General features: G+C 59.4%; 21 protein-coding genes. 13 read left to right on the top strand and 8 right to left on the bottom strand.

Annotated elements, in window-relative coordinates:
• Nucleotides 1–63 precede the first annotated feature (63 nt).
• The 5 genes from def (at nucleotide 64) to AC07OV_RS22135 (ending at nucleotide 4,647) form a co-directional block, all read left to right on the top strand.
• A complete protein-coding gene (gene def, locus AC07OV_RS22155) occupies nucleotides 64–570 on the top strand; it encodes a peptide deformylase (protein WP_016978734.1) in 507 nt (168 codons plus the stop codon).
• A 69-nt stretch (nucleotides 571–639) separates the two neighbouring features.
• A complete protein-coding gene (gene fmt / locus AC07OV_RS22150; RefSeq protein ID WP_495092980.1) occupies nucleotides 640–1,590 on the top strand; it encodes a methionyl-tRNA formyltransferase in 951 nt (316 codons plus the stop codon).
• Complete coding sequence (gene rsmB / locus AC07OV_RS22145) at nucleotides 1,587–2,897, top strand: 16S rRNA (cytosine(967)-C(5))-methyltransferase RsmB (protein ID WP_494998373.1); 1,311 nt, start codon at nucleotides 1,587–1,589, stop codon at nucleotides 2,895–2,897. Before fmt ends, rsmB begins: the two co-directional genes overlap by 4 nt.
• A 22-nt stretch (nucleotides 2,898–2,919) precedes the next feature.
• A complete protein-coding gene (trkA, locus tag AC07OV_RS22140) occupies nucleotides 2,920–4,293 on the top strand; it encodes a Trk system potassium transporter TrkA (protein WP_176994588.1) in 1,374 nt (457 codons plus the stop codon).
• Nucleotides 4,294–4,335: 42 nt separating this feature from the next.
• The gene (locus AC07OV_RS22135) at nucleotides 4,336–4,647 is read left to right on the top strand and encodes a hypothetical protein (protein WP_176994587.1); all 312 of its coding nucleotides are present in this window, start codon (nucleotides 4,336–4,338) and stop codon (nucleotides 4,645–4,647) included.
• 131 nt (nucleotides 4,648–4,778) lie between these two features.
• Here the strand turns inward: AC07OV_RS22135 and AC07OV_RS22130 are convergent, their stop codons facing one another.
• Together AC07OV_RS22130 and AC07OV_RS22125 are read right to left on the bottom strand one after the other, a co-directional pair.
• Complete coding sequence (locus tag AC07OV_RS22130) at nucleotides 4,779–5,666, bottom strand: lysophospholipid acyltransferase (RefSeq protein WP_494998372.1); 888 nt, start codon at nucleotides 5,664–5,666, stop codon at nucleotides 4,779–4,781.
• 40 nt (nucleotides 5,667–5,706) lie between these two features.
• Nucleotides 5,707–6,264, bottom strand: coding sequence for a DNA-3-methyladenine glycosylase I (locus tag AC07OV_RS22125; RefSeq protein ID WP_494998371.1), 558 nt, complete (start codon nucleotides 6,262–6,264; stop codon nucleotides 5,707–5,709).
• A gap of 81 nt (nucleotides 6,265–6,345) precedes the next feature.
• Here AC07OV_RS22125 and glyQ point away from each other — a divergent pair, with 81 nt between their 5' ends.
• From glyQ to AC07OV_RS22105, 4 genes are all read left to right on the top strand, one after another.
• A complete protein-coding gene (gene glyQ, locus AC07OV_RS22120; RefSeq protein WP_003187265.1) occupies nucleotides 6,346–7,299 on the top strand; it encodes a glycine--tRNA ligase subunit alpha in 954 nt (317 codons plus the stop codon).
• Entirely contained in the window at nucleotides 7,296–9,350 is a 2,055-nt protein-coding gene (gene glyS / locus AC07OV_RS22115; protein ID WP_494998370.1) for a glycine--tRNA ligase subunit beta, read from the top strand. Before glyQ ends, glyS begins: the two co-directional genes overlap by 4 nt.
• Before the next feature lie 2 nt (nucleotides 9,351–9,352).
• Nucleotides 9,353–9,889 carry a D-glycero-beta-D-manno-heptose 1,7-bisphosphate 7-phosphatase gene (gene gmhB, locus AC07OV_RS22110; RefSeq protein WP_012721458.1) on the top strand — a complete coding sequence of 179 codons (537 nt, stop codon included), beginning with the start codon at nucleotides 9,353–9,355 and terminating at the stop codon, nucleotides 9,887–9,889.
• Between the two features lie 82 nt (nucleotides 9,890–9,971).
• A complete protein-coding gene (locus AC07OV_RS22105) occupies nucleotides 9,972–10,742 on the top strand; it encodes a lysophospholipid acyltransferase family protein (protein ID WP_176994582.1) in 771 nt (256 codons plus the stop codon).
• A gap of 181 nt (nucleotides 10,743–10,923) precedes the next feature.
• Here AC07OV_RS22105 and AC07OV_RS22100 read toward each other — a convergent pair whose 3' ends face one another.
• Both AC07OV_RS22100 and AC07OV_RS22095 read right to left on the bottom strand, forming a co-directional pair.
• Complete coding sequence (locus AC07OV_RS22100; RefSeq protein WP_495092979.1) at nucleotides 10,924–13,203, bottom strand: CHASE2 domain-containing protein; 2,280 nt, start codon at nucleotides 13,201–13,203, stop codon at nucleotides 10,924–10,926.
• A 3-nt stretch (nucleotides 13,204–13,206) separates the two neighbouring features.
• Complete coding sequence (locus AC07OV_RS22095; protein WP_495092978.1) at nucleotides 13,207–14,142, bottom strand: FecR family protein; 936 nt, start codon at nucleotides 14,140–14,142, stop codon at nucleotides 13,207–13,209.
• A gap of 284 nt (nucleotides 14,143–14,426) precedes the next feature.
• Here AC07OV_RS22095 and AC07OV_RS22090 point away from each other — a divergent pair, with 284 nt between their 5' ends.
• Entirely contained in the window at nucleotides 14,427–15,149 is a 723-nt protein-coding gene (locus AC07OV_RS22090; protein WP_494998367.1) for a response regulator transcription factor, read from the top strand.
• A 104-nt stretch (nucleotides 15,150–15,253) separates the two neighbouring features.
• Here the strand turns inward: AC07OV_RS22090 and gyrB are convergent, their stop codons facing one another.
• From gyrB to dnaA, 4 genes are read right to left on the bottom strand one after another with little or no spacing between them, the layout of a single operon-like run.
• Nucleotides 15,254–17,671 carry a DNA topoisomerase (ATP-hydrolyzing) subunit B gene (gene gyrB / locus AC07OV_RS22085; protein ID WP_176994579.1) on the bottom strand — a complete coding sequence of 806 codons (2,418 nt, stop codon included), beginning with the start codon at nucleotides 17,669–17,671 and terminating at the stop codon, nucleotides 15,254–15,256.
• A gap of 4 nt (nucleotides 17,672–17,675) precedes the next feature.
• Nucleotides 17,676–18,779, bottom strand: coding sequence for a DNA replication/repair protein RecF (recF, locus tag AC07OV_RS22080; RefSeq protein WP_495092977.1), 1,104 nt, complete (start codon nucleotides 18,777–18,779; stop codon nucleotides 17,676–17,678).
• A gap of 20 nt (nucleotides 18,780–18,799) precedes the next feature.
• Entirely contained in the window at nucleotides 18,800–19,903 is a 1,104-nt protein-coding gene (gene dnaN / locus AC07OV_RS22075) for a DNA polymerase III subunit beta (protein ID WP_176994578.1), read from the bottom strand.
• Nucleotides 19,904–19,941: 38 nt separating this feature from the next.
• Nucleotides 19,942–21,459, bottom strand: a complete 1,518-nt coding sequence (gene dnaA, locus AC07OV_RS22070; protein ID WP_494998366.1) for a chromosomal replication initiator protein DnaA — start codon at nucleotides 21,457–21,459, stop codon at nucleotides 19,942–19,944.
• Nucleotides 21,460–22,045: 586 nt separating this feature from the next.
• On the opposite strand from dnaA, the gene rpmH reads away from it, so the two are divergent.
• The 3 genes from rpmH to yidD are packed head-to-tail and all read left to right on the top strand — an operon-like array spanning nucleotide 22,046 to nucleotide 22,839.
• Nucleotides 22,046–22,180, top strand: a complete 135-nt coding sequence (gene rpmH, locus AC07OV_RS22065) for a 50S ribosomal protein L34 (protein WP_003213577.1) — start codon at nucleotides 22,046–22,048, stop codon at nucleotides 22,178–22,180.
• A gap of 13 nt (nucleotides 22,181–22,193) precedes the next feature.
• The gene (rnpA, locus tag AC07OV_RS22060) at nucleotides 22,194–22,601 is read left to right on the top strand and encodes a ribonuclease P protein component (protein WP_020302575.1); all 408 of its coding nucleotides are present in this window, start codon (nucleotides 22,194–22,196) and stop codon (nucleotides 22,599–22,601) included.
• Complete coding sequence (gene yidD, locus AC07OV_RS22055; RefSeq protein WP_003213574.1) at nucleotides 22,594–22,839, top strand: membrane protein insertion efficiency factor YidD; 246 nt, start codon at nucleotides 22,594–22,596, stop codon at nucleotides 22,837–22,839. The genes rnpA and yidD overlap by 8 nt, the downstream gene beginning before the upstream one ends.
• Nucleotide 22,840 lies beyond the last annotated feature (1 nt).

The following is a 22,840-nucleotide window of genomic DNA, read 5'->3' as shown; positions in this document are numbered from 1 at the left end:
CGGCAGTCTGGGTCCATCCCAACGCCGATTTGCCTCTACCTCACATGTGCAGCAATTACGCTTATGGCTATTTTGAACATCCTCGAATTCCCCGACTCGCGCCTGCGCACGATCGCCAAACCGGTGGCCGTAGTGGACGACAAGGTTCGTCAGTTGGTCGATGACATGTTTGAAACAATGTATGAAGCCCCGGGCATCGGCCTCGCCGCGACCCAGGTCAACGTGCATCAGCGCGTCGTGGTCATGGACCTGTCGGAAGATCGCAGCGAACCGATGGTGTACATCAACCCCGAGTTCGAACCGCTGACCGACGAGATGGGTGAGTACCAGGAAGGCTGCCTGTCGGTGCCCGAGTTCTACGAGAACGTCGAACGCCCGCTGCGCGTGAAGATCAAGGCCCTGGACCGTGATGGCAAGCCGTTCGAGCTGATCGCCGAAGGCCTGCTGGCGGTGTGCATCCAGCACGAATGCGACCACCTCAACGGCAAGCTGTTTGTCGATTACCTGTCCACGCTCAAGCGTGACCGGATCAAGAAGAAGCTGGAAAAAAAGCATCGCCAGCAAGCTTGATGCCTCTCTTCCAAAGGCTTGCTGCGGCAAGCCTTTTTCTTTTGTGACTGTTTTTAACCGAGACCTCCCATGACCGAGCCACTGCGCATTGTTTTTGCCGGCACTCCCGAATTTGCCGCCGAACACCTCAAGGCCCTGCTTGCCAGCCCTTATGACATCGTCGCGGTGTACACCCAGCCGGATCGCCCGGCCGGTCGCGGGCAAAAACTGATGCCGAGCCCGGTCAAGCAACTGGCGCTGGAGCACAACCTCCCCGTGCTGCAGCCGCCGACCCTGCGCAACGCCGAGGCCCAGGCCGAGTTGGCTGCACTGAAACCCGATCTGTTGGTAGTTGTGGCTTATGGCCTGATCCTGCCGCAAGCGGTGCTGGATATACCGCGCCTGGGCTGCATCAACAGCCACGCCTCGCTGCTGCCCCGCTGGCGTGGTGCGGCGCCGATCCAACGCGCCGTGGAAGCCGGCGACAGCGAAAGCGGTGTGACCGTGATGCGCATGGAGGCGGGTTTGGACACCGGCCCGATGCTGCTCAAGGTGACCACCCCGATCACCGGCCAAGACACCGGTGGCAGCCTGCACGACCGCCTCGCCGAGCTGGGCCCGCCCGCTGTGATCCAGGCCATCGCCGGCTTGGCGGCTGGCACCCTGAAAGGCGAAGTGCAGGACGACAGCCTGGCCACTTACGCCCACAAGCTGAACAAAGACGAAGCACGCATCGATTGGAGCCGCCCGGCCGTGGAGCTGGAGCGCCTGGTACGCGCCTTCAACCCGTGGCCAATCTGCCACAGCACCCTCAACGGCGAAGCCTTGAAAGTACTGGCCGCGACCCTGGCAGAAGGCAAAGGCGCACCCGGTGAAATCATCGGCGCCAGCAAAGAGGGCCTGTTGGTGGCCTGCGGCGAACAGGCGCTGTGCCTGAGCCGTCTGCAATTGCCTGGCGGCAAGGCGCTTAATTTCAGCGATTTGTTCAATAGCCGTCGTGAGAAATTTGCCCTGGGCACTGTCTTGGGTGCTGCCCAATGAACCCACGTCTGGCCGCCGCCAAGGCTCTGGCCGTCGTCCTCAACGGCAAGGCTTCGCTGAACAGTTCGTTGCCCACCCAGCTGGACAAGGTCGAAGACCGTGATCGCGGTTTCACCCAGGACCTGGCCTTTGGCACCGCCCGTTGGCAGCCACGCTTGTCGGCGCTGGCGGCCAAGCTGCTGCAAAAACCGTTCAAGGCGGCGGATGCGGATGTGGAAGCGCTGTTGCTGGTCGGTCTCTACCAACTGCTTTACACCCGCGTGCCGGCCCACGCCGCCATCGGCGAGACGGTCGGTTGCGCCGACAAACTGAAAAAGCCGTGGGCCAAGGCCCTGCTCAATGCCGTGCTGCGCCGCGCCCAGCGCGAAAGCGAAGCGCTGCTGGCCGAGCTGGAACATGACCCGGTGGTGCGCACCGCCCACCCGCGCTGGCTGCAGAAATCGCTGAAGGCGTTCTGGCCTGAGCAATGGGAAGCCATCTGCGCCGCCAACAATGCGCACCCGCCGATGATCCTGCGGGTCAACCGTCGTCATCACAGCCGCGACGCCTACCTGCAATTGCTCACCCACGCCGGTATCAACGCCACGCCGTGCGTGTACAGCGTCGACGGTATCGTGCTCGAAGCCGCCACCGATGTGCGCAGCCTGCCGGGCTTTGCCGAAGGCTGGATCAGCGTGCAGGACGAAGCGGCGCAACTCGCCGCCGACCTGCTCGACCTGGCGCCCGGCCAACGAGTACTCGACGCCTGCTGCGCGCCGGGCGGTAAGACGTGTCACATCCTGGAAGTCGAAAAAGACCTCGCCGGTGTGGTCGCGGTCGACCTGGAAGCCAAACGCCTGGTGCGCGTGCGCGAGAACCTCGCACGCCTGGGCTTGAACGCCGAGCTGATCGCCGCCGACGGCCGCGACACCGCCACCTGGTGGGACGGCAAACCCTTCCAACGCATCCTGCTGGACGCGCCGTGCTCCGCCACCGGTGTGATTCGCCGTCACCCGGACATCAAGCTCACGCGCCAACCCGACGACATCGCCGCCCTGGCAGTGCTGCAAGGCGAATTGCTCGACGCGATGTGGCCAACCCTGGAAGTCGGCGGCATCCTGCTCTACGCCACCTGCTCCACGCTGCCGACCGAGAACACCGAGGTCATCGAAGCCTTCCTTGCCCGTACCAGCGGCGCACGCGAGTTGGACCTGGCGACCACGGCCGGCATCAAGCAGCCCCACGGTCGCCAATTGCTCGCCCAGGAAGGCGGCCACGACGGCTTCTACTACGCCAAACTGATCAAGATCGCCGCCGCTCGCGGCTGAACGGTTTTAAGGGAGTGACCGGATGAAAATCATCATCCTTGGGGCAGGGCAGGTCGGCGGCACGCTGGCTGAACATTTGGCCAGCGAAGCCAACGACATCACGGTGGTCGACACCGACAGCGAGCGCCTGCGCAACCTCGGCGACCGCCTGGACATCCGCACCGTACAAGGCCGCGCGTCGTTCCCGACCGTGCTGCGCCAGGCGGGTGCCGACGACGCCGACATGCTGGTGGCGGTGACCAACAGCGACGAGACCAACATGGTCGCGTGCCAGGTCGCCCACACCCTGTTCCACACCCCGACCAAGATCGCCCGCGTGCGCGAAGCGGCCTACTTGACCCGCGCCGGCCTGTTCGACAACGACGCAATTCCGGTCGACGTGCTGATCAGCCCGGAGCAGGTGGTTACCCACTACATCAAGCGCCTGATCGAAATTCCCGGCGCCTTGCAGGTGATCGACTTCGCCGAAGGCAAGGCCCAACTGGTGGCCGTGAAGGCGTACTACGGTGGCCCGCTGGTCGGCCAGCAACTGCGCCAGTTGCGCGAACACATGCCGAATGTGGAAACCCGCGTCGCGGCGATTTTCCGCCGTGACCGGCCGATCCTGCCCCAGGGCGACACGGTGATTGAGGCCGACGACGAAGTATTCTTCATTGCCGCCAAGGCGAATATTCGCGCCGTGATGAGCGAAATGCGCCGCCTTGATGAAACCTACAAGCGCATCGTCATCGCCGGCGGTGGGCAGATCGGTGAGCGTTTGGCCGAGGCCATCGAAAGCCGCTACCAGGTGAAGATCATCGAGATGAGCCCGGCACGTTGCCGGCATTTGTCCGACACGCTGGACAGCACTGTCGTACTGCAAGGCAGTGCCTCGGACCGCGACCTGCTGATGGAAGAAAACATCGCCGACGCGGATATCTTCCTGGCGCTGACCAACGATGACGAAGCCAACATCATGTCGTCGCTGCTGGCCAAACGGCTCGGGGCGAAGAAGGTGATGACCATCATTAATAACCCGGCCTATGTGGACCTGATCCAGGGCGGCGATATCGACATCGCCATCAGCCCGCAACTGGCCACCATCGGTACGTTGCTCGCCCACGTGCGCCGTGGCGACATCGTGAGTGTGCATTCCCTGCGCCGTGGCGCGGCGGAGGCCATCGAGGCGATTGCCCACGGTGACTCCAAATCGAGCAAGGTGATCGGCAAGGCCATCCGCGATATCGGCTTGCCGCCGGGCACCACCATTGGCGCGATCATTCGTGACGAAGAGGTGATCATCGCCCACGACGACACGGTGATCGAAACCGGTGACCATGTGATCCTGTTCCTGGTGGATAAGAAACATATCCGCGATGTGGAGAAGTTGTTCCACGTGGGGCTGAGCTTTTTCTGATGACGCTATCGCCGGCAAGCCGGCTCCTACAGGGTTCTTCGTATGCTTGAGTCACTCGAGAAAATGCTGGCCAAGGGTGTGGATAATTCGCTGCTGCGCTTTGGGCTGGGCAAGGGTTATCTGGATTTGAAGGACAACGCCAGGGCGGCGGAGCATTTGCGCAAGTGCGTGGAGTTCGACCCGAAATATTCGGCGGCGTGGAAGCTATTGGGCAAGGCGCAGTTGGGGCTGGAAGACCGCGCAGCGGCCCGGTTGGCGTGGGAGCAGGGGATTGTGGCGGCCCAGGCCCATGGCGATAAACAGGCCGAAAAAGAAATGACGGTATTCCTGAAGAAACTCGACCGCCAGGCCTGAGGCGATCCCCTGTGGGAGCTGGCTTGCCTGTGATGCAAGCAACTCGGTCTGTCAGTTGCACCGAGGTGATGCTATCGCAGGCAAGCCAGCTCCCACATTTGACCTCCATTGGCAGGGAGGTCAGCGGTTAATCAGTACCACCGCGCCTCACCCGGTGGGCGCTTCTTGAAGCGCTTCATGCTCCACATGTACTGGCTTGGGTAGGCGCCGACATACCGCTCCACCACCTTGCTCATCGCCGCGCAGGACGTGGCGGTGTCGGTGCTGTACATATCTTCCGGCGCCGCTTCCAATATCACTTTGTAACCCGAACCGTCCGGCAGCCGCAGCGCGTGCAGGAACACACCAACAGCCTTGTGGCCCGCCAGCATGTTCGGCACGAACTTGCTGGTGAGTGCCTGGGTGGCGAAGAACGGTACGAAGATTCCGGCCGATTCAGCCGGTTCCGGGTCGGCGGGAATGCCCACCTGGCCACCTTTGCGCACTTCCTTGATCACGCTGAGGATGCCTTCCTTGGTGGAGGCCGCCACGCGGTTGCCCAACTGCACGCGCTGCTTGCGCAGCAACTCGTCCACCGCCTTGAGCTTGGGCGGACGGTAGAAAATGATCGGTTTGCACTGGCTGCAATAGAAGTGGTTCAGCACTTCCCAGTTGCCCAGGTGGCTGGTGATACCGACCACGCCTTTGCCCGAGGCCAGGGCTTCGTGCAGCACTTCCAAGCCTTCGACTTCACGCACCAGGTCGATGGAGCGCTGGGCCGGCCAGATCCAGGCGCAGGCGCTTTCGGTCAGGGACTTGCCGATGTCCATCAGGCTGCGGCCGACTAAAGCTTCACGCTCGACGGGGTCCATGTCCGGGAAGCATTTGGACAGGTTGATCCGCACCGTGTCGCGGGAGCGGTTGGGGGTTTTCCACATGATCCAGCCAATCGCCGTGCCGACGGCCTGGACGGCGCGCCAAGGCAGCAGGGCAAACAACCGGAGAGCGCCTACCAGCAAGGCGCCTTTAAACTTTTCCACAGGTCACTCCTGATCGTGTGTGGTGCGCAAAGCCAGCATTCTAACCGGCGTTGGCCAGGTCCGCGTAACGGTCGCAGTCCTGAGTGTGGTCCATGACCATGCCGGAGGCCTGCATGAACGCGTAGCAAATGGTTGGGCCGACGAAGGTGAAGCCAGCTTTTTTCAAGGCGCGGCTCATGGCTTCGGCCTCGGGGGTGATCGCCGGGACTTCGCTGCGATCCTTGAAATGATTGACCTTGGGCTTGCCGCCAACGAAGGACCAGAGCAATCCTACTGGATCCTCGAGCGCCAGCCAGGCCGCGGCATTGCGACGGGTGGCGTTGAGCTTCAGGCGATTGCGCACGATACCCGGATCCTGCATCAACGCTTCGATCTCGTCATCGGTCAAGCGCGCCAGGCGCTGCGCATCAAAACCAAACAAGACCTTTCGATAATGCTCGCGTTTGCGTAAAACGGTGATCCAGGAAAGGCCCGCCTGGAACCCTTCGAGCAAAAGCAACTCGAACAAGCCCTGTGCGTCGCGCAGCGGCGTTCCCCACTCCTGATCGTGATAAGCCATGTACAGCGGATCTTCAGAACACCAAAAGCAGCGTGGCATAAGGCTCCAGGGGATGGTGGCGCGGCCGAATCGGGTATACTCCCGCTCTTTAAATCGCAGCCCAAGTAACAGGTGAATTTCGTGAGCCAGCCTACGCCAGCCGTGCGTACCTTCCAAGACTTGATCCTCGCCCTCCAGCAATACTGGGCCGAGCAAGGTTGTGTGGTACTTCAGCCCTACGATATGGAAGTAGGCGCCGGCACTTTCCACACCGCAACATTCCTGCGGGCCATCGGCCCGGAAACCTGGAACGCCGCTTATGTGCAGCCCAGTCGTCGCCCGACTGACGGCCGCTACGGCGAAAACCCGAACCGTCTGCAGCACTACTACCAGTTCCAGGTGGTATTGAAGCCGAACCCGGACAATTTCCAGGAACTGTACCTGGGCTCGCTCAAGCACGTGGGCCTGGACCCACTGGTCCACGATATCCGTTTTGTTGAAGACAACTGGGAATCGCCGACCCTGGGCGCCTGGGGCCTGGGCTGGGAAGTCTGGCTCAACGGCATGGAAGTGACGCAGTTCACTTACTTCCAGCAGGCCGGTGGTATCGAGTGCTACCCGGTGACCGGCGAAATCACCTACGGTTTGGAGCGCCTGGCCATGTACCTGCAGGGCGTGGACTCGGTCTACGACCTGGTGTGGGCAGACGGCCCGTTCGGCAAGGTTACCTACGGCGACGTGTTCCACCAGAACGAAGTGGAGCAGTCCACCTACAACTTCGAACACGCCAACGTCGACAAGCTGTTCGAACTGTTCGACTTCTACGAAAGCGAAGCCAAGCGCCTGATCGAACTGGACCAGCCGCTGCCGTTGCCAAGCTATGAAATGGTGTTGAAGGCCTCCCATACCTTCAACCTGCTGGACGCCCGCCGTGCCATCTCGGTAACCGCGCGCCAGCAATACATCCTGCGTGTACGCACCCTGGCGCGTTCCGTCGCCCAAGCCTACCTGCTGGCTCGCGCCAAGCTGGGCTTCCCGATGGCAACCCCGGACCTGCGTGATGAAGTGTTGGCTAAGCTGGAGGCTGCACAATGAGTGCTCAAGATTTCCTGGTTGAACTGGGCACCGAAGAGCTGCCACCCAAGGCACTGAATACCCTGGCCGACGCGTTCCTGGCCGGTATCGAAAAAGGCCTGCAAACCGCTGGCCTCAAATTCGAAGCGAAAAAAGTCTACGCCGCGCCACGTCGCCTGGCGGTGTTGCTGACCGCGCTGGAAACCCAGCAGCCGGACCGCAGCATCAACCTCGACGGCCCGCCGCGCCAGGCCGCGTTCGACGCCGAAGGCAACCCGACTCAAGCGGCACTGGGCTTCGCCAAGAAGTGTGGCGTCGAGCTGAGCGAGATCGACCAGAGCGGCCCGAAACTGCGTTTCAGCCAGGTCATCACCGGCAAGCCGACCGCGAGCCTGCTGCCGACCATCGTTGAAGACTCGTTGAACGACCTGCCTATCCCCAAGCGCATGCGCTGGGGTGCGCGCAAAGAAGAATTCGTGCGTCCGACCCAGTGGCTGGTGATGCTGCTCGGTGACCAAATCATCGATTGCACCATTCTCGCCCAGAAAGCCGGTCGTGACTCCCGTGGTCACCGCTTCCATCATCCGCAAGCTGTACGCATCACTTCGCCGGCCAACTACGCCGCCGATCTGCGTGCTGCCTACGTGCTGGCCGACGCGAACGAGCGTCGCGAGCTGATCAGCAAGCGCACCGAAGAACTGGCCCGCCTGCAGGAAGGCACCGCCATCGTGCCGCCAAGCCTGCTGGATGAAGTGACCGCCCTGGTTGAATGGCCGGTGCCGCTGGTGTGCTCGTTCGAAGAACGTTTCCTCGACGTGCCGCAGGAAGCCCTGATCACCACCATGCAGGACAACCAGAAGTATTTCTGCCTGCTGGACGTGGACGGCAAGTTGCTGCCGCGCTTCATCACCGTGGCCAACATCGAGAGCAAGGACCCGCAGCAGATCATCGCCGGTAACGAGAAAGTCGTTCGCCCGCGCCTGACCGACGCCGAGTTCTTCTTCAAGCAAGACAAGAAGCAGAAGCTGGAAGACTTCAACCTGCGCCTGCAGAACGTGGTGTTCCAGGAAAAACTCGGCAGCGTCTACGACAAGGCCGTACGTGTTTCCAAGCTGGCCGCCTACATTGCGCCACGCATTGGCGGTGACGCTGCATGGGCTGCGCGTGCGGGCCTGCTGTCCAAGTGCGACCTGGCCACCGAGATGGTCGGCGAGTTCCCGGAAATGCAAGGCGTTGCCGGCTACTACTACGCCCTCAACGACGGCGAGCCGGATGATGTGGCCCTGGCCCTGAACGAGCAGTACATGCCGCGTGGTGCTGGCGCTGAACTGCCAAGCACCTTGACCGGTGCCGCGGTGGCGATCGCCGACAAGCTGGATACGCTTGTGGGTATCTTCGGTATCGGCATGCTGCCCACCGGCAGCAAAGACCCGTATGCCCTGCGCCGTGCCGCCCTGGGTGTGCTGCGCATCCTGATCGACAAGAAGCTGGATCTCGACCTGACCCAGGCCGTGGTGTTCGCGGTTGGCCAGTTCGGCGGCAAGGTCAAGCAAGCCGGCCTGGCCGAGCAGGTGCTGGAGTTCGTGTTCGACCGCCTGCGTGCGCGTTATGAAGACGAAGGCGTGGACGTGTCGGTGTACCTGTCGGTACGTGCCCTGCAGCCGGGTTCGGCGCTGGACTTCGACCAACGCGTACAAGCCGTACAGGCCTTCCGCAAATTGCCGGAAGCCGATGCCCTGGCCGCCGTGAACAAGCGCGTGTCGAACCTGCTGAGCAAGGCCGAAGGCCTGGGCAACGCCGAAGTCGACCCTGGCCTGTTTGCCGACGCCAAGGAGTTCTCGCTGAACTCGGCCATCGCCAAGGCAGAAAACGCGGTGAAGCCGTTGATCGCCGAACGCAACTACGCCGAAGCCCTGGCGCGACTGGCCACCTTGCGTGAGCCGGTGGATGCGTTTTTCGAAGCCGTGATGATCAATGCCGACGATGCCGGCGTGCGGAAAAACCGTTACGCCATGCTGGCGCGCCTGCGCGGCCTGTTCGTCAACATCGCTGACATTTCGACGCTGAGCTGACCATGTTGAAACTGCTGATTCTCGATCGGGACGGAGTGATCAATTACGACTCCGACGCTTACATCAAGTCGGTGGCGGAATGGATTCCACTGCCCGGTTCGATCGAGGCTATCGCGCAGTTGAGCAAAGCCGGCTGGACGGTGGCCATCGCCACCAACCAGTCCGGCATCGCTCGTGGTTACTACGACATCGCCACCCTGGACGCCATGCACGCGCGCTTGCGCACGTTGGTGGCTGAGCAGGGCGGTGAGGTGGGGCTGGTGGTGTACTGTCCCCATGGGCCGGACGAGGGCTGCGATTGCCGCAAACCCAAGCCTGGCATGTTGAAAACCATTGCAGAACATTACAAGGTGCCCTTGGCTGGGATATGGTTCGTCGGGGACAGCCTCGGTGACTTGGAGGCGGCCAAAGCCGTCGACTCTCAGCCAGTTTTGGTTAAGACCGGGAAAGGCGAAAAGACCCAGGCGAAAAACCTGCCGGTAGGCACCTTGATTTTTGACGATCTGGCGGCCGTTGCCGCAGAACTTATCAACAACTAGCCGCCCTCGACTTCCTGAACAAGGATTGCTCGGGAGTGCGCTTTTAGCAGGCGGGCCGCGTCCCGCAACGGTAAATGCCGCCATGTCGATTTTGCAGGCCATCAGAACCTTTTTCTTTTACCTGCTGCTGGGCACCAGTTCGTTCCTCTGGTGCACCCTGAGCTTTTTTATTGCGCCCTTCCTGCCGTTCAAGGCGCGCTATCGCTTTATCAACGTCTATTGGTGCCGCTGCGCGTTGTGGCTGACCAAGGTGTTCCTGAATATCCGTTTCGAGGTCAAGGGTGCTGAAAACGTACCGGACCAGCCCTGCGTGATTCTGTCGAACCACCAGAGCACCTGGGAGACGTTCTTTCTCTCGGCCTACTTCTCACCCCTGAGCCAGGTGCTCAAGCGTGAACTGTTGTACGTGCCGTTCTTCGGCTGGGCCATGGCCATGCTGCGGCCGATCGCCATCGACCGCGACAACCCCAAGGCCGCCCTCAAGCACGTGGCCAAGAAGGGCGATGAGCTGCTCAAGGACAACGTTTGGGTACTGATCTTCCCGGAAGGTACGCGCGTTCCCTACGGCACCGTAGGCAAGTTCTCACGCGGCGGTACGGCTCTGGCAGTCAACGCCAACCTGCCGGTGCTGCCGATTGCGCACAACGCTGGCAAGTTTTGGCCAAAGACCGGCTGGGCCAAACGCGAAGGCACCATCACCGTGGTCATCGGCGAGCCGATGTACGCCGAAGGTGAAGGACCACGCGCCATTGCGGCACTGAATGACCGTGCCCAGGCGTGGAATGAAGCCCAGCAACGCGCCATGGGTTCGTTGCCGCCGGAGCCGGTTGTGGTCGAGACGCCGGCGGTTTGAGGATCTGTGGATAACCTGTGTACGGTTTGTTGGCGAATTGGCTTTTTTGATTCATAACAGGATGATTTAATTACATATTTCTTCAGCTCATAAAATCACGAAAAACGTGCATAAGTTTTTTCAGCATTAAAAAACCGGTCCTTGTGACCGGTTTTTTATGCACAGCAGAAAAGTACGTTTTTTAGTCGTCCAGCAAGGGCAGTTGCAGGCTGAATGTTGTGCCTATGCCGAGTTCGCTGTCGCATCGAATGCGCCCGCCATGACGTTCCAGCACGGCCTTGACCATGGTCAGGCCCAACCCCAGCCCCTCGCTGCCCTGGGCCGAATCGAAGCGTCGGTATTGACTGAACAACTCCGGCAGATCCGCTGGGGCGATCCCGGGCCCCTGGTCGCTGATGCGGCACTCAAGCCATCCCTGCACGCTGGCGTGGCTCAACCGAACGGTGGTGCCGGAGAGGGAATATTTGATCGCATTCTCCAGTACGTTGAATAACGCCCGGGTCAGCAACGATTGGTCGGCCAGGATCATGCCCTCGTCGGCCTCATCCAGGTCGTGGACCAAGTGAATGCCCTTGAGCTGCGCGATCACCGCCACCTGGTCGAAGGCATCCATGACCAACATGGCGAACAGGGTTGGCTGGAATTGGTAACCGTCAGCCTCGGCCTTGGCCAGTTGTACGAAGGATTCGGTAAGGCTCAAGGCCCGCCGCACCTGTTGCTCGATCTGGGCGAATACCGGGGATTCGCCATTGTGCACATCCAGCAGCGCGAGGATCGCTGAATGGGGGGCGCGCAGGTCGTGGGACAAGAAACGCAACATGGTCTCCCGGTGCTGCTGGGCGTTACGTTCCTTACTCAGGTCTGTAAGGCTCAGCAGCCAGCCGAGCGCGACGTCGCCGTCAGCCGGCAACATGGGGGCCAGCTCCATGCGCAGGCTGCGCTGGTGGATGTCCCGGAACTCGACCAGCTCCAACGCTGACAGGGCAGGGCGCACGCCATTGTGCAGCGGCGGATAGCCCAAGTCGGCCAGTTCTTCGAGCAGGTTTGCGGTGATCAAGTCATGGCCAAATACGTCGCGGGCAATGCGGTTGGCCAGCAAGATATTGCCTTGGGGGTCGGTAATCAGGGTGGCCACCGGCAGGCATTCCAGGCCGTCAGCCATGAAGCGCCGGGTATCCCGTGTACGGCTTACGGCTTGCTCCAGGGCAAAGATACGCGCTTGCAGCACGTCGCCTTTGCTGGCGGGTGCCCTGCGGCGCTCAGGCAGCACTTTGGGTTCGTTATCCAACCTAGCCAGTTCCCAGCCGAAGTAGGCAAGGATCACACTGAGGCGGCGCCAGTTCCAGATCAGGTAGCTGAGCAAAAGGCCAATCAGGCACGCCGCAGGCGACCACCAATGACCCAGGCGCAGCAAGGCCAAAGAGCCCAGCAACGCAGCAGCCATGCAGCCCAGGGTCATCCAGAGGGCGTAGCGCGGCCGGTAGAGCAATAGACCCAGCAGCAACGCCACCCCTGAAGTCGCCATCAACGCAGCCAGCCAACCGGGAAGGTCGACGATGCTTCGGCCTTGAAGCAGTCCATTGAGGACGTTCGCCTGGATCTCTACCCCAGCCGTGGTACCGACGGTAGAGGAGAGCGGGGTGACAAAACGATCGCCCATGCCAGACGCCGTGGCACCGACAAGAATCAGCCGATCACGCAGTTGCTCAGCAGGCACCTCACCCCGTAGGACGCTGGCGTAGGACACACTCGGAAAGTGCGTATGGGCACCAATGAACGGAATACGTATGGCGTGTTCACGGTGCCAGTGCGCACTGATCGGCTCCAGCGCCTCACCAGGCATCTCGTCCGCCTGGCCACTCAGCGTGTACGCCATCCACGCCAGTTGCGGCGTGGTGTCACCAGGCGGGCCTTCACGCATGTACAGATTGCGAACCACACCGTCACTGTCGGCCTCGACATTGATATGCCCTACGCCCTTGGCACATTTGAGCAGCGGCAGTAGTTGTGCGCCGGGCTGGCTGTAGCGGGTGGCGTCTTCGCGCAACAGCGGCAGCAACACGTTACCGGCCTCGCACACTGATTGGGCAAGACGCCGATCATTGGCTGGCTCACCGGGCTCGCTGAAAATCACATCGAACAGGATGGCTGCGGGCTGTGCAGCATTCAGGCGGTCGATCAGGTCTGCGTGCAGGCTGCGCGGCCAGGGCCATCGGCCGAGGTCTTTCAAACTCTTGTCATCAATGGTGACCAACAGGATGCGCGGGTCTACCGGCAGCGGGGTGAGGCGGCGCAGGCTGTCATACAGCGGGTTGTTCAGCGCCAGTCCTGGGCTGAGCGACAGGTAAGCAGTGATAGGCAAGAGCAGCAAACCTATCCACAGCCACTCACGGACCAAACCGTGGAACAGGCGCTGTGCATGGGTGGGTTGGCGTTTCTCGGCCTTGCGCCAGAGCATCATTGATTAGCCACCAGAGGCCTTGGCCTGCGTTGCGGGCGGGTAGTAGAAGATGTCATAAACCCCGGTTTCTCCCTCCAGGCCCAGTTCGTCGTAAGCCGACAATCGCACGTGATAGAACGATGCTTTGAGCCCAGTGAAGCTCATTTTCGGCTCGCTGGAAAAGTTTTCCTGCTTGATGTTCATAAAGGCTTGGTCGGTGGCGACTTGGGCGCGATAGCGCTGGGCGCCGGGTAAGGGCCGCACGTACAACGTCCACACAGGTGCATCACCTTTTTGCCCATCCTGACCCACCAACTTGGGTGCGGGCAGGAGTGTCACGGTGTTCAGATCGCCTTGCTTCTTGAACAGCAGGCCTTGGCGAGCACCGACTTTTACTTCGTCTTCATCAGGTTTTTTCCGGGTGTCCCGGTTGGCGGCTACCTGCCCATCCAGCACCTCAAGCACGGATTGCTCGCCGTCGTCCCGCACCCGAAAGTGCGTACCGCGCACGCCCAGCACGCCAACGGGTGTCACGATCTGGAGCCGGTCATGCTCACTGGGCCGCTTGATCACATAGGCCTCGGCCTGACCCTGTTCCAGGATGACCTGGGGAATCGATTGCCTCTGCTCCATATGCAAACGCACCTGCGAACTGGACGGCAACACCACCCGGGAGCCATCGCCCAGCAACAGGCTGACAAACGCCGAGGCCGAGGTTTTCACACCTTCCTTCTCATCAATCGTCATGCCTTCCTGCAATGGGCGTAATTGGCCCTTGGTGTCGAGCTTCCAGGCTTCTCCCGTCAGGTGCTGCACAACGGCCGGTAGCGGCTGCGCTCGACACATCCATGGGTCATCAATATAGGGCGGGCGAACCACAGCAGAAGCATGCGCCGCCCCCACCACCAAACCCAGCAATGAGGAGAGGGCGTAGCACAATCGGTTAGGGGAAAAGGTCATGGTGCTCATCAAGGTTAGGGGTTCCAGAAGGCATCTGACACCGACGCGCACAGGATGACGGCAGCGCATGTGTCGGCTGATCCTTTTCCTCAGGGGCAGGAGCCGGTATCTTTCCTACATCGGTTTTGAAGTCTTTCAGTAGGTTAAGGGCTCTTTGATATCAGCCTACCGAGGGAATCATAAGGCCGTTAATTCTGACCACAATTCTTCAGATTCAAAGGCCGGTAATTGAGCAGCCTAGCCCGAAGTTGGCCGCCGTATTTTTTAGTAGAAAGGACCCACCCATGCGTGTCGCAATACTGGATGACGAGCCCGCGGAATTGCGTCGGGTTGAACAGACACTGCGACAAATCCCCAGCACCACGGAACAGCCTTGGTCCCTGCATTTTTTTGAACGGGGTGAAGACCTGCTGCGCCAACTGCGCCGGGAAACGTTTGATCTGCTGATACTCGATTGGCAGTTGCCCGATATCACCGGCATTGCTCTGTTGCGCTGGACTCGCGAACACATGGAGTCGCCCCCCGCAGTGATCATGCTGACGAGCCGTGATGCAGAGAGCGATATCGTTACCGCATTGAACAGCGGCGCCGATGACTACGTCAGCAAGCCCTTCCGTCCCAATGAATTGAAGGCCCGGGTCTCGGCCGTTTTGCGCCGCCACGGCCTACAAAAAACCAACACTCATGAAGTGCAGAGTTTCAATGACCTGACCTTTGATGATGCCGAGTTGACCGTTACCCGTGCGGGCAAACCGATCAACCTGACCGAGCGCGAGTATCGACTCGCTAGCTGCTTGTTTGCCAACCTGGCACGCCCGCTGTCTCGGGAATACCTGTACGAGCGTTTCTGGACTCACGAGGAAATGGTGTCGTCGCGGCCACTGGATACCCACATCTACCGTCTGCGTAACAAGCTTGGGCTGACGGCAGATCGCGGCTGGCAACTGCTGACGATCTACGGATACGGCTATCGGTTGGAGAGTGTGGCCGCAACGACTCCGGGGTGAAACGAAGATGTTCCACGTGGAGCATTTCAAAAATGCTTGTTCGAGCACCCAATAAAAAAGGCCAACGCTAAGCGTTGGCCTTTTTGTTTTGCCGGTTTGCCTGATCAGAAGTCCAGGTTGGAAACCGCCAATGCGTTGCTTTCGATGAAGTCACGGCGAGGTTCGACCGCATCACCCATGAGGGTGTTGAAGATCTGGTCTGCGCCAATGGCGTCTTCGATGGTCACGCGCAGCATACGACGCTGGCTTGGGTCCATGGTGGTTTCCCATAGTTGATCCGGGTTCATTTCGCCCAGACCTTTGTATCGCTGGATCGTGTGGCGCTTGGTGCTTTCGGCCATCAGCCAGTCAAGGGCTTCCTTGAATTCCTTGACCTGCTTCTTGCGTTCGCCACGTTGGATGTAAGCGCCGTCGTCCAGCAGGGTGCTCAGTTGCGCGCCCAGGGTCACCACGGTTTTGTAGTCGTTGCTGCCGAAGAAGTCGCGGTTGAAAGTGACGTAGTTCGACAGGCCGTGGGAGATCAGCTCGACCTCTGGCAGCCATACGTTACGTTCACGGTCTTCACGCAGGCTGGCTTTGTAAACCAGGCCAGACTTCTCGACAGTGCGCAGGCGTACTTCGTACTGGGCCAGCCAATCCTGCATTGCTGCATGATCGCCCAACTGTTCCAGGCTGACGGCCGGCAGGTAGATAAAGTGCTCGGTCAGTTCCTGCGGATACAGGCGCGACAGACGCTTGAGAGTCTTCATCACCATGCGGAAGTCGTTAACCAGACGCTCCAGCGCCTCACCGGAAATGCCCGGGGCTTCGTCGTTCAGGTGCAAGCTGGCATCTTCCAGGGCCGACTGCGTCATGTACTCTTCCATGGCGTCGTCGTCTTTGATGTATTGCTCTTGCTTGCCCTTTTTGACTTTGTACAACGGCGGCTGGGCGATGTAGATGTAGCCGCGTTCGATCAGCTCCGGCAACTGACGGAAGAAGAAGGTCAGCAGTAGGGTACGAATGTGCGAACCGTCGACGTCAGCATCGGTCATGATGATGATGTTGTGATAGCGCAGCTTGTCGATGTTGTACTCTTCGCGGCCGATACCGCAGCCCAACGCCGTGATCAAGGTGCCGACTTCCTGAGAGGAAATCATCTTGTCGAAGCGGGCTTTTTCAACGTTGAGGATCTTACCCTTCAACGGCAGGATGGCCTGAGTGCGACGGTTACGACCCTGCTTGGCGGAACCGCCAGCAGAGTCACCCTCCACCAGGTACAGTTCGGAGAGGGCAGGGTCCTTCTCCTGGCAGTCGGCCAATTTGCCCGGCAGGCCAGCGATATCCAGCGCACCTTTACGGCGGGTCATCTCACGGGCTTTACGCGCCGCTTCACGAGCACGTGCGGCGTCGATCATCTTGCCGACAACCAGCTTGGCTTCGTTCGGGTTCTCCAGCAGGAAGTCAGAGAAGTACTTGCCCATCTCTTGTTCCACTGCGGTCTTCACTTCGGAAGACACCAGCTTGTCTTTGGTCTGGGAGCTGAACTTAGGGTCCGGCACTTTAACCGAGATAATCGCAGTCAGGCCTTCGCGCGCGTCGTCACCGGTGGTGGCAACTTTATGCTTCTTGGCCAGGCCTTCGGCTTCGATATAGGTGTTCAGGTTACGCGTCAGTGCGGAACGGAAACCCACCAAGTGAGTACCGCCATCGCGCTGCGGAATGTTGTTGGTGAAGCACAACAGGTTCTCGTTGAAGCTGTCGTTCCACTGCAGGGCGATTTCTACGCCGATGCCGTCTTCACGCTGGATGTTGAAGTGGAACACCTGGTTGACCGCAGTCTTGTTGGTGTTCAGGTATTCAACGAACGCACGCAAGCCACCTTCGTACTTGAACAGCTCTTCCTTGCCGCTGCGCTCGTCTTTAAGGACGATACCTACGCCGGAGTTGAGGAAGGACAGCTCACGAATACGCTTGGCCAGGATGTCCCAGCTGAAGTGGATGTTCTTGAAGGTCTCGCTGGAGGCCTTGAAGTGAATCTGGGTACCCGTGGTTTCACTGTCACCCACAATCGCCATCGGTGCTTGAGGCACACCGTGCACGTAGGTCTGTTCCCAGATCTTGCCGCTACGGCGAACAGTCAACACCAATTCTTCGGAGAGGGCGTTTACTACCGAAACACCTACACCGTGCAAACCGCCGGAAACTTTATAGGAGTTGTCGTCGAACTTACCGCCGGCGTGGAGCACGGTCATGATGACCTCTGCCGCCGAAACGCCTTCTTCTTTGTGCACGTCTACCGGAATGCCACGACCGTTGTCGCGCACGGTGATGGACTCGTCCGGGTGGATGATGATGCTGATATCGTCGCAGTAACCGGCCAGAGCTTCGTCGATCGAGTTATCGACCACCTCGAACACCATGTGGTGCAGACCGCTACCATCATCGGTGTCGCCGATGTACATACCGGGACGTTTGCGTACGGCATCCAAACCTTTCAGCACTTTAATGCTGGTCGAGTCGTACGTGTTTTCTTCGCTCATGCCTTCACTCCCGATGGTCGTGGGTCTGGGTGATACGGCCCTGTTCCACGTGGAACAAAGCGACTGGCGTTTCCGTCTGCCAGCCTTCCCTCAATAATTCGTGGTCTACACAGGTGATAAATACCTGGCAGCGTAAGTCTTCCAACAAGCGGCATAACGCACGGCGGTGTTGCTCGTCGAGCTCTGACGGCAAGTCATCCACCAGATAAATACACTGACCGCGCCGAGCCTGGCTAACCAGGTGGCCCTGGGCAATACGCAGTGCACACACCACCAACTTCTGCTGACCGCGGGACAAGATATCCGCAGCATTATGTGCGCCGAGTCTAAGGCGCAAGTCAGCCCGTTGGGGTCCGGCCTGGGTATGGCCAATTTGCTGATCCCGTTGCAAGGACGTGGCAAGCACCGCACTCAGTTCACGCTCTTTGTCCCAACCACGGTAGTAGCTCAGCGTCAGCCCCTCGAGGTCCAATAGCTCACTCAAGGTCTGCTCAAAGACTGGTTTCAAGGCTTTGATATAGGCGCGTCGGTATTCATCTATTTCGTCGCTGGCCAGGCACAGTTCCCGGTCCCAGGCCGCTTGTGAAGCGGCGTCAAGTGTACCATGCCGCAGCCATGAGTTCCGCTGCCGCAGGGCCTTCTGCAGGCGCTGCCAAGTGGCCATGAAACGCGGTTCCACGTGGAACACTCCCCAATCGAGGAATTGCCTGCGGACTTTTGGCGCACCTTCCAACAGCCTGAAGCTGTCAGGGTTGATCAATTGCAGCGGCAGGATTTCTGCCAACTGCGCCGCACTGCGCGCGTTTTGACCATCGATACGAATCTGAAACTCCCCACCACGATCACGGGATATCCCCAGGGCGCTGTGCCCACCTTCAGCCAATTCGACCTGGCCAAATACCGTGCACGCCAGTTGTTCGTACTGAATCACCGGCAACAAGCGAGCACTGCGAAACGAACGGGCAAGGCCTAGCAGGTGAATGGCTTCCAGCACGCTGGTTTTGCCACTGCCGTTGGCGCCGTGGAGGATATTGATGCGGGGGGAGGGGGAGAAGGTCACCGGGTGCAAATTGCGCACCGCGGTGACCGAGACGCGACTGAGGGACATCTAGCTTCTGCTGAGCATGATTACAGACGCATCGGCATGACAACGTAAGCCGAGTCGTCGTTATCAGATTCTTGCACCAGCGCGCTGCTGTTGGAGTCGGACAGAATCAGGCGAACCTGTTCGGTGGTCATCACACCCAGCACGTCGAGCAAGTAGCTTACGTTGAAGCCGATTTCCAATGAACCGCCGTTGTAGTCGACGCCCACTTCTTCTTCCGCTTCTTCCTGCTCCGGGTTGTTGGCCTGGATTTTCAGCTGACCATTGGCCAGTTGCAGGCGAATGCCGCGGTACTTTTCGTTCGACAGGATCGCAGTACGGCTGAAAGCTTCACGCAGCGCCTGACGATCGCCCAGTACCAGCTTGTCGCCACCTTTAGGCAGGACGCGCTCGTAGTCCGGGAACTTGCCGTCGACCAACTTGGAAGTGAAGGTGAACTCGCCGGTGGTTGCGCGGATGTGGTGTTGGCCCAACACGATGCTGACAATGCCTTCCGGCTCAGTGAGCAAGCGGGCCAGCTCCAGGATACCTTTACGCGGCACGATGACCTGGTGGCGGTCAGGCTGACCAATATCAGCACGCATCGAGCACATCGCCAGGCGGTGACCGTCTGTAGCCACAGCGCGGATAATGCCTTCGGACACTTCCAGCAGCATGCCGTTGAGGTAGTAGCGTACATCCTGCTGGGCCATGGCGAAGCTGGTGCGCTCGATCAAACGGCGCAGCTTGCTTTGCTCCAGGCTGCAGGTCAGAGAGCCTGGGCCTTCTTCCACGGTTGGGAAGTCATTGGCCGGCAGTGTGGACAAGGTGAAGCGGCTGCGACCGGCCTTGACCACCAATTTGGCTTCATCGACCTTGATGTCGATCAGCGCGTCGTTCGGCAAGCTCTTGCAGATGTCCATCAGCTTGCGCGCCGGCACGGTGATCTCGCCAGGTTCGGCGGGTTCTTCCAGCTGCACACGACCAACCAATTCGACTTCCAGGTCGGTACCGGTCAGGGACAATTGCTGGCCTTCGACCACCAGCAATACGTTGGAGAGCACCGGCAAGGTCTGTCGGCGCTCGACGACGCCTGCGACCAGTTGCAGGGGTTTCAACAGGGCTTCGCGTTGAATGGTGAAATGCATGGTCTAGTCCCTTGCCTTAATAAGCTGCGCTGGTGTCATCAAGTAGTCAGTGTACGCAGCAGGTTCTTGTAGTCCTCGCGAATATCCGCGTCGGATTCCTTAAGTTCGTTGATCTTGCGGCACGCGTGCAAGACCGTGGTGTGGTCGCGACCGCCAAACACATCACCGATTTCCGGCAGGCTGTGGTTGGTCAACTCTTTGGAGAGCGCCATGGCCACCTGCCGAGGACGTGCGACCGAGCGCGAACGGCGCTTGGACAGCAGGTCGGAAATCTTGATCTTGTAGTACTCGGCCACGGTGCGCTGGATGTTATCCACACTCACCAGCTTGTCTTGCAGCGCCAACAAGTCTTTCAAGGATTCGCGAATCAGCTCGATGGTGATGTCGCGGCCCATGAAGTGCGAGTGAGCGATGACGCGCTTGAGCGCACCTTCCAGTTCACGCACGTTGGAGCGAATGCGTTGAGCAATAAAGAATGCCGCATCGTGTGGCAGATCGACTTTGGCCTGGTCGGCCTTCTTCATCAGGATCGCAACGCGGGTTTCCAATTCTGGCGGCTCGACCGCAACGGTCAGGCCCCAACCGAAACGGGATTTCAAACGTTCTTCCAGGCCTTCGATTTCCTTCGGGTAACGGTCACTGGTCAAGATGACCTGCTGGCCACCTTCGAGCAGGGCGTTGAAGGTATGGAAGAACTCTTCCTGGGAACGTTCCTTGCGCGCGAAGAATTGAATGTCATCGATCAGCAAGGCATCAACGGAGCGATAGAACCGCTTGAACTCGTTGATGGCGTTGAGCTGCAAGGCCTTGACCATGTCAGCCACGAAGCGCTCCGAATGCAGGTACACGACCTTGGCATTCGGGTTCTTCTTTAATAGGTGGTTACCCACAGCGTGCATCAAGTGCGTCTTACCCAAGCCTACGCCGCCATAAAGGAAGAGTGGGTTGTAACCGTGCTTGGGGTTATCGGCGACTTGCCAGGCAGCCGCGCGGGCCAACTGGTTGGATTTACCTTCGACGAAATTCTCAAAGGTAAAGGTGCGATTCAGATAGCTGGTGTGCTTGAGCGCGCCTTCGACCTGGACCGTGCGTTGTTCGGCACGCACCGGGGCCTGTTGTGAGCTGGCGCCGGCCATCGGGTCGAAGCTGTCGCGGGACGGCTCTTCGTGCTCTGGAGCATTCTTCTGCGCAGACGATTTTGACGCCGCAGGTGCTGGGGCAGGCGCCGTAGCAACCGGAGCGGTCGCTACCTGGGCTTGCGACGCAGCAGCAGCCAGCGGTGCATTGGGTGCGGCGCGAGGTGCGGAACTGCGTTTGCTGCCTATTAATAAGGAAAGCGCAGGCGCGAGGCCGTTGCCATGTTCGTCGAGCAATTCGAGAACGCGGCTCAGGTACTTCTCGTTGACCCAATCGAGAACAAAACGATTCGGCGCGTAGACACGCAACTCGTCGCCTTCGGCTTCGACCTGTAGCGGACGGATCCAGGTGTTGAATTGCTGGGCAGGCAGCTCATCGCGCAAAAGCTCCACGCACTGCTGCCAAAGTTCCACTGACACGGATATCCCCTAAGTTGAAAGCCGGTGAGGCAAAAACAGCCGCCATTGTAGCGGCGAGACGCCCACTTATCCACATGTAGGTTGCTCACAGCACACCCAAAATCAATGCCTTAACCACAAAAAATACGACCAATGGTCTGTGCATAAGCTCTGTGGATAAACGCACCTGAGCTCGTTGTACAAGTGGGGTCGAAAGTCTGTGGGTAACTGGCCTGTGGATAACAACCTGTTTCACGCACAGCTTATCCGACAGCGCAGCACAGGGAGAGCACCGTTTTCCCCCGTAGTTGTCATTCTCTGTACAGCAGATGAAATAAGGGCTAAAGGCAGTTATCCACAGGTGAAGACCTCTCTAGCTTTTATAAGCTTTACAGAAAAGCTTTAAATAACTTCCTTCTTTATTTTTATATCTATGCCCAGTCTCATGAAAGGCAGGCACACCGAAAAGGGCTCCCTGGCCTATAGAGATCTAATTAAAGGAAAAGCTGGTTGGAAATTGACCTAGAGGCTTGCTTTCTCTAGAATCGCCGGTCTCTTAAAACGGGGGCCATTCCGGCCCGTTGTGGACGAACCAGGTAACAACGCCATGAAACGTACTTTCCAACCAAGCACCATCAAACGCGCCCGTACCCACGGTTTCCGTGCTCGCATGGCTACCAAGAACGGCCGTGCAGTCCTGTCGCGTCGCCGCGCCAAAGGTCGTGCGCGTCTGGCAGTTTGATAATCCGGTACTGGTGGTGAGTCAGGACTTCAGTCGGGAAAAGCGTCTGCTAACCCCCCGGCACTTCAAGGCAGTCTTTGACTCCCCCACCGGCAAGGTTCCGGGGAAAAATCTCCTGCTCCTTGCGCGTAACAACGATCTTGATCACCCCCGTCTCGGGTTGGTGATTGGCAAGAAGAGCGTAAAGCTCTCCGTTGAGCGCAATCGCCTCAAGCGTCTGATGCGCGAATCGTTTCGCCTCCACCAGGACACTCTGGTTGGTTGGGATATTGTTATCGTCGCGCGCAAAGGCTTGGGGGATGTAGAAAACCCCGAATTGATTCAGCATTTCGGCAAGCTCTGGAAACGTTTGGCGCGTACCCACAAGCCAGCACCAGCAGTCAGCACCGAAACTGTAGGGGTAGACAGCCTTGATGCGTAAACTGGCCCTCGTTCCGATCCAGTTTTATCGCTACGCCATTAGTCCTCTGATGGCCAACCACTGTCGTTTCTACCCCAGTTGTTCTTGCTACGCGTTAGAGGCCATAGAAAATCATGGTCTTCTGCGCGGTGGCTGGCTGACCTTTCGTCGTTTAGGTCGCTGTCATCCGTGGAATCCCGGTGGTTATGACCCGGTTCCACCTATCCCTACCTCCCGTTCTTCTTCGATGGCCGAGTAAT

Source organism: Pseudomonas sp. GW821-FHT09A09 (genome assembly GCF_059418405.1).
The sequence above is the reverse complement of the archived record's forward strand: the minus strand, read 5'-3'. Positions and strand labels throughout refer to the sequence as shown.

What these genes read in the sequence shown, in the direction of transcription:
- def (WP_016978734.1), top strand. Translation starts at nt 64, where the DNA reads ATGGCTATTTTGAACATCCTCGAATTCCCCGACTCGCGCCTGCGCACG.
- fmt (WP_495092980.1), top strand. Translation starts at nt 640, where the DNA reads ATGACCGAGCCACTGCGCATTGTTTTTGCCGGCACTCCCGAATTTGCC.
- rsmB (WP_494998373.1), top strand. Translation starts at nt 1,587, where the DNA reads ATGAACCCACGTCTGGCCGCCGCCAAGGCTCTGGCCGTCGTCCTCAAC.
- trkA (WP_176994588.1), top strand. Translation starts at nt 2,920, where the DNA reads ATGAAAATCATCATCCTTGGGGCAGGGCAGGTCGGCGGCACGCTGGCT.
- AC07OV_RS22135 (WP_176994587.1), top strand. Translation starts at nt 4,336, where the DNA reads ATGCTTGAGTCACTCGAGAAAATGCTGGCCAAGGGTGTGGATAATTCG.
- AC07OV_RS22125 (WP_494998371.1), bottom strand. Translation starts at nt 6,264, where the DNA reads ATGCCACGCTGCTTTTGGTGTTCTGAAGATCCGCTGTACATGGCTTAT.
- glyS (WP_494998370.1), top strand. Translation starts at nt 7,296, where the DNA reads ATGAGTGCTCAAGATTTCCTGGTTGAACTGGGCACCGAAGAGCTGCCA.
- gmhB (WP_012721458.1), top strand. Translation starts at nt 9,353, where the DNA reads ATGTTGAAACTGCTGATTCTCGATCGGGACGGAGTGATCAATTACGAC.
- AC07OV_RS22105 (WP_176994582.1), top strand. Translation starts at nt 9,972, where the DNA reads ATGTCGATTTTGCAGGCCATCAGAACCTTTTTCTTTTACCTGCTGCTG.
- AC07OV_RS22100 (WP_495092979.1), bottom strand. Translation starts at nt 13,203, where the DNA reads ATGATGCTCTGGCGCAAGGCCGAGAAACGCCAACCCACCCATGCACAG.
- AC07OV_RS22095 (WP_495092978.1), bottom strand. Translation starts at nt 14,142, where the DNA reads ATGACCTTTTCCCCTAACCGATTGTGCTACGCCCTCTCCTCATTGCTG.
- AC07OV_RS22090 (WP_494998367.1), top strand. Translation starts at nt 14,427, where the DNA reads ATGCGTGTCGCAATACTGGATGACGAGCCCGCGGAATTGCGTCGGGTT.
- gyrB (WP_176994579.1), bottom strand. Translation starts at nt 17,671, where the DNA reads ATGAGCGAAGAAAACACGTACGACTCGACCAGCATTAAAGTGCTGAAA.
- recF (WP_495092977.1), bottom strand. Translation starts at nt 18,779, where the DNA reads ATGTCCCTCAGTCGCGTCTCGGTCACCGCGGTGCGCAATTTGCACCCG.
- dnaN (WP_176994578.1), bottom strand. Translation starts at nt 19,903, where the DNA reads ATGCATTTCACCATTCAACGCGAAGCCCTGTTGAAACCCCTGCAACTG.
- rpmH (WP_003213577.1), top strand. Translation starts at nt 22,046, where the DNA reads ATGAAACGTACTTTCCAACCAAGCACCATCAAACGCGCCCGTACCCAC.
- yidD (WP_003213574.1), top strand. Translation starts at nt 22,594, where the DNA reads ATGCGTAAACTGGCCCTCGTTCCGATCCAGTTTTATCGCTACGCCATT.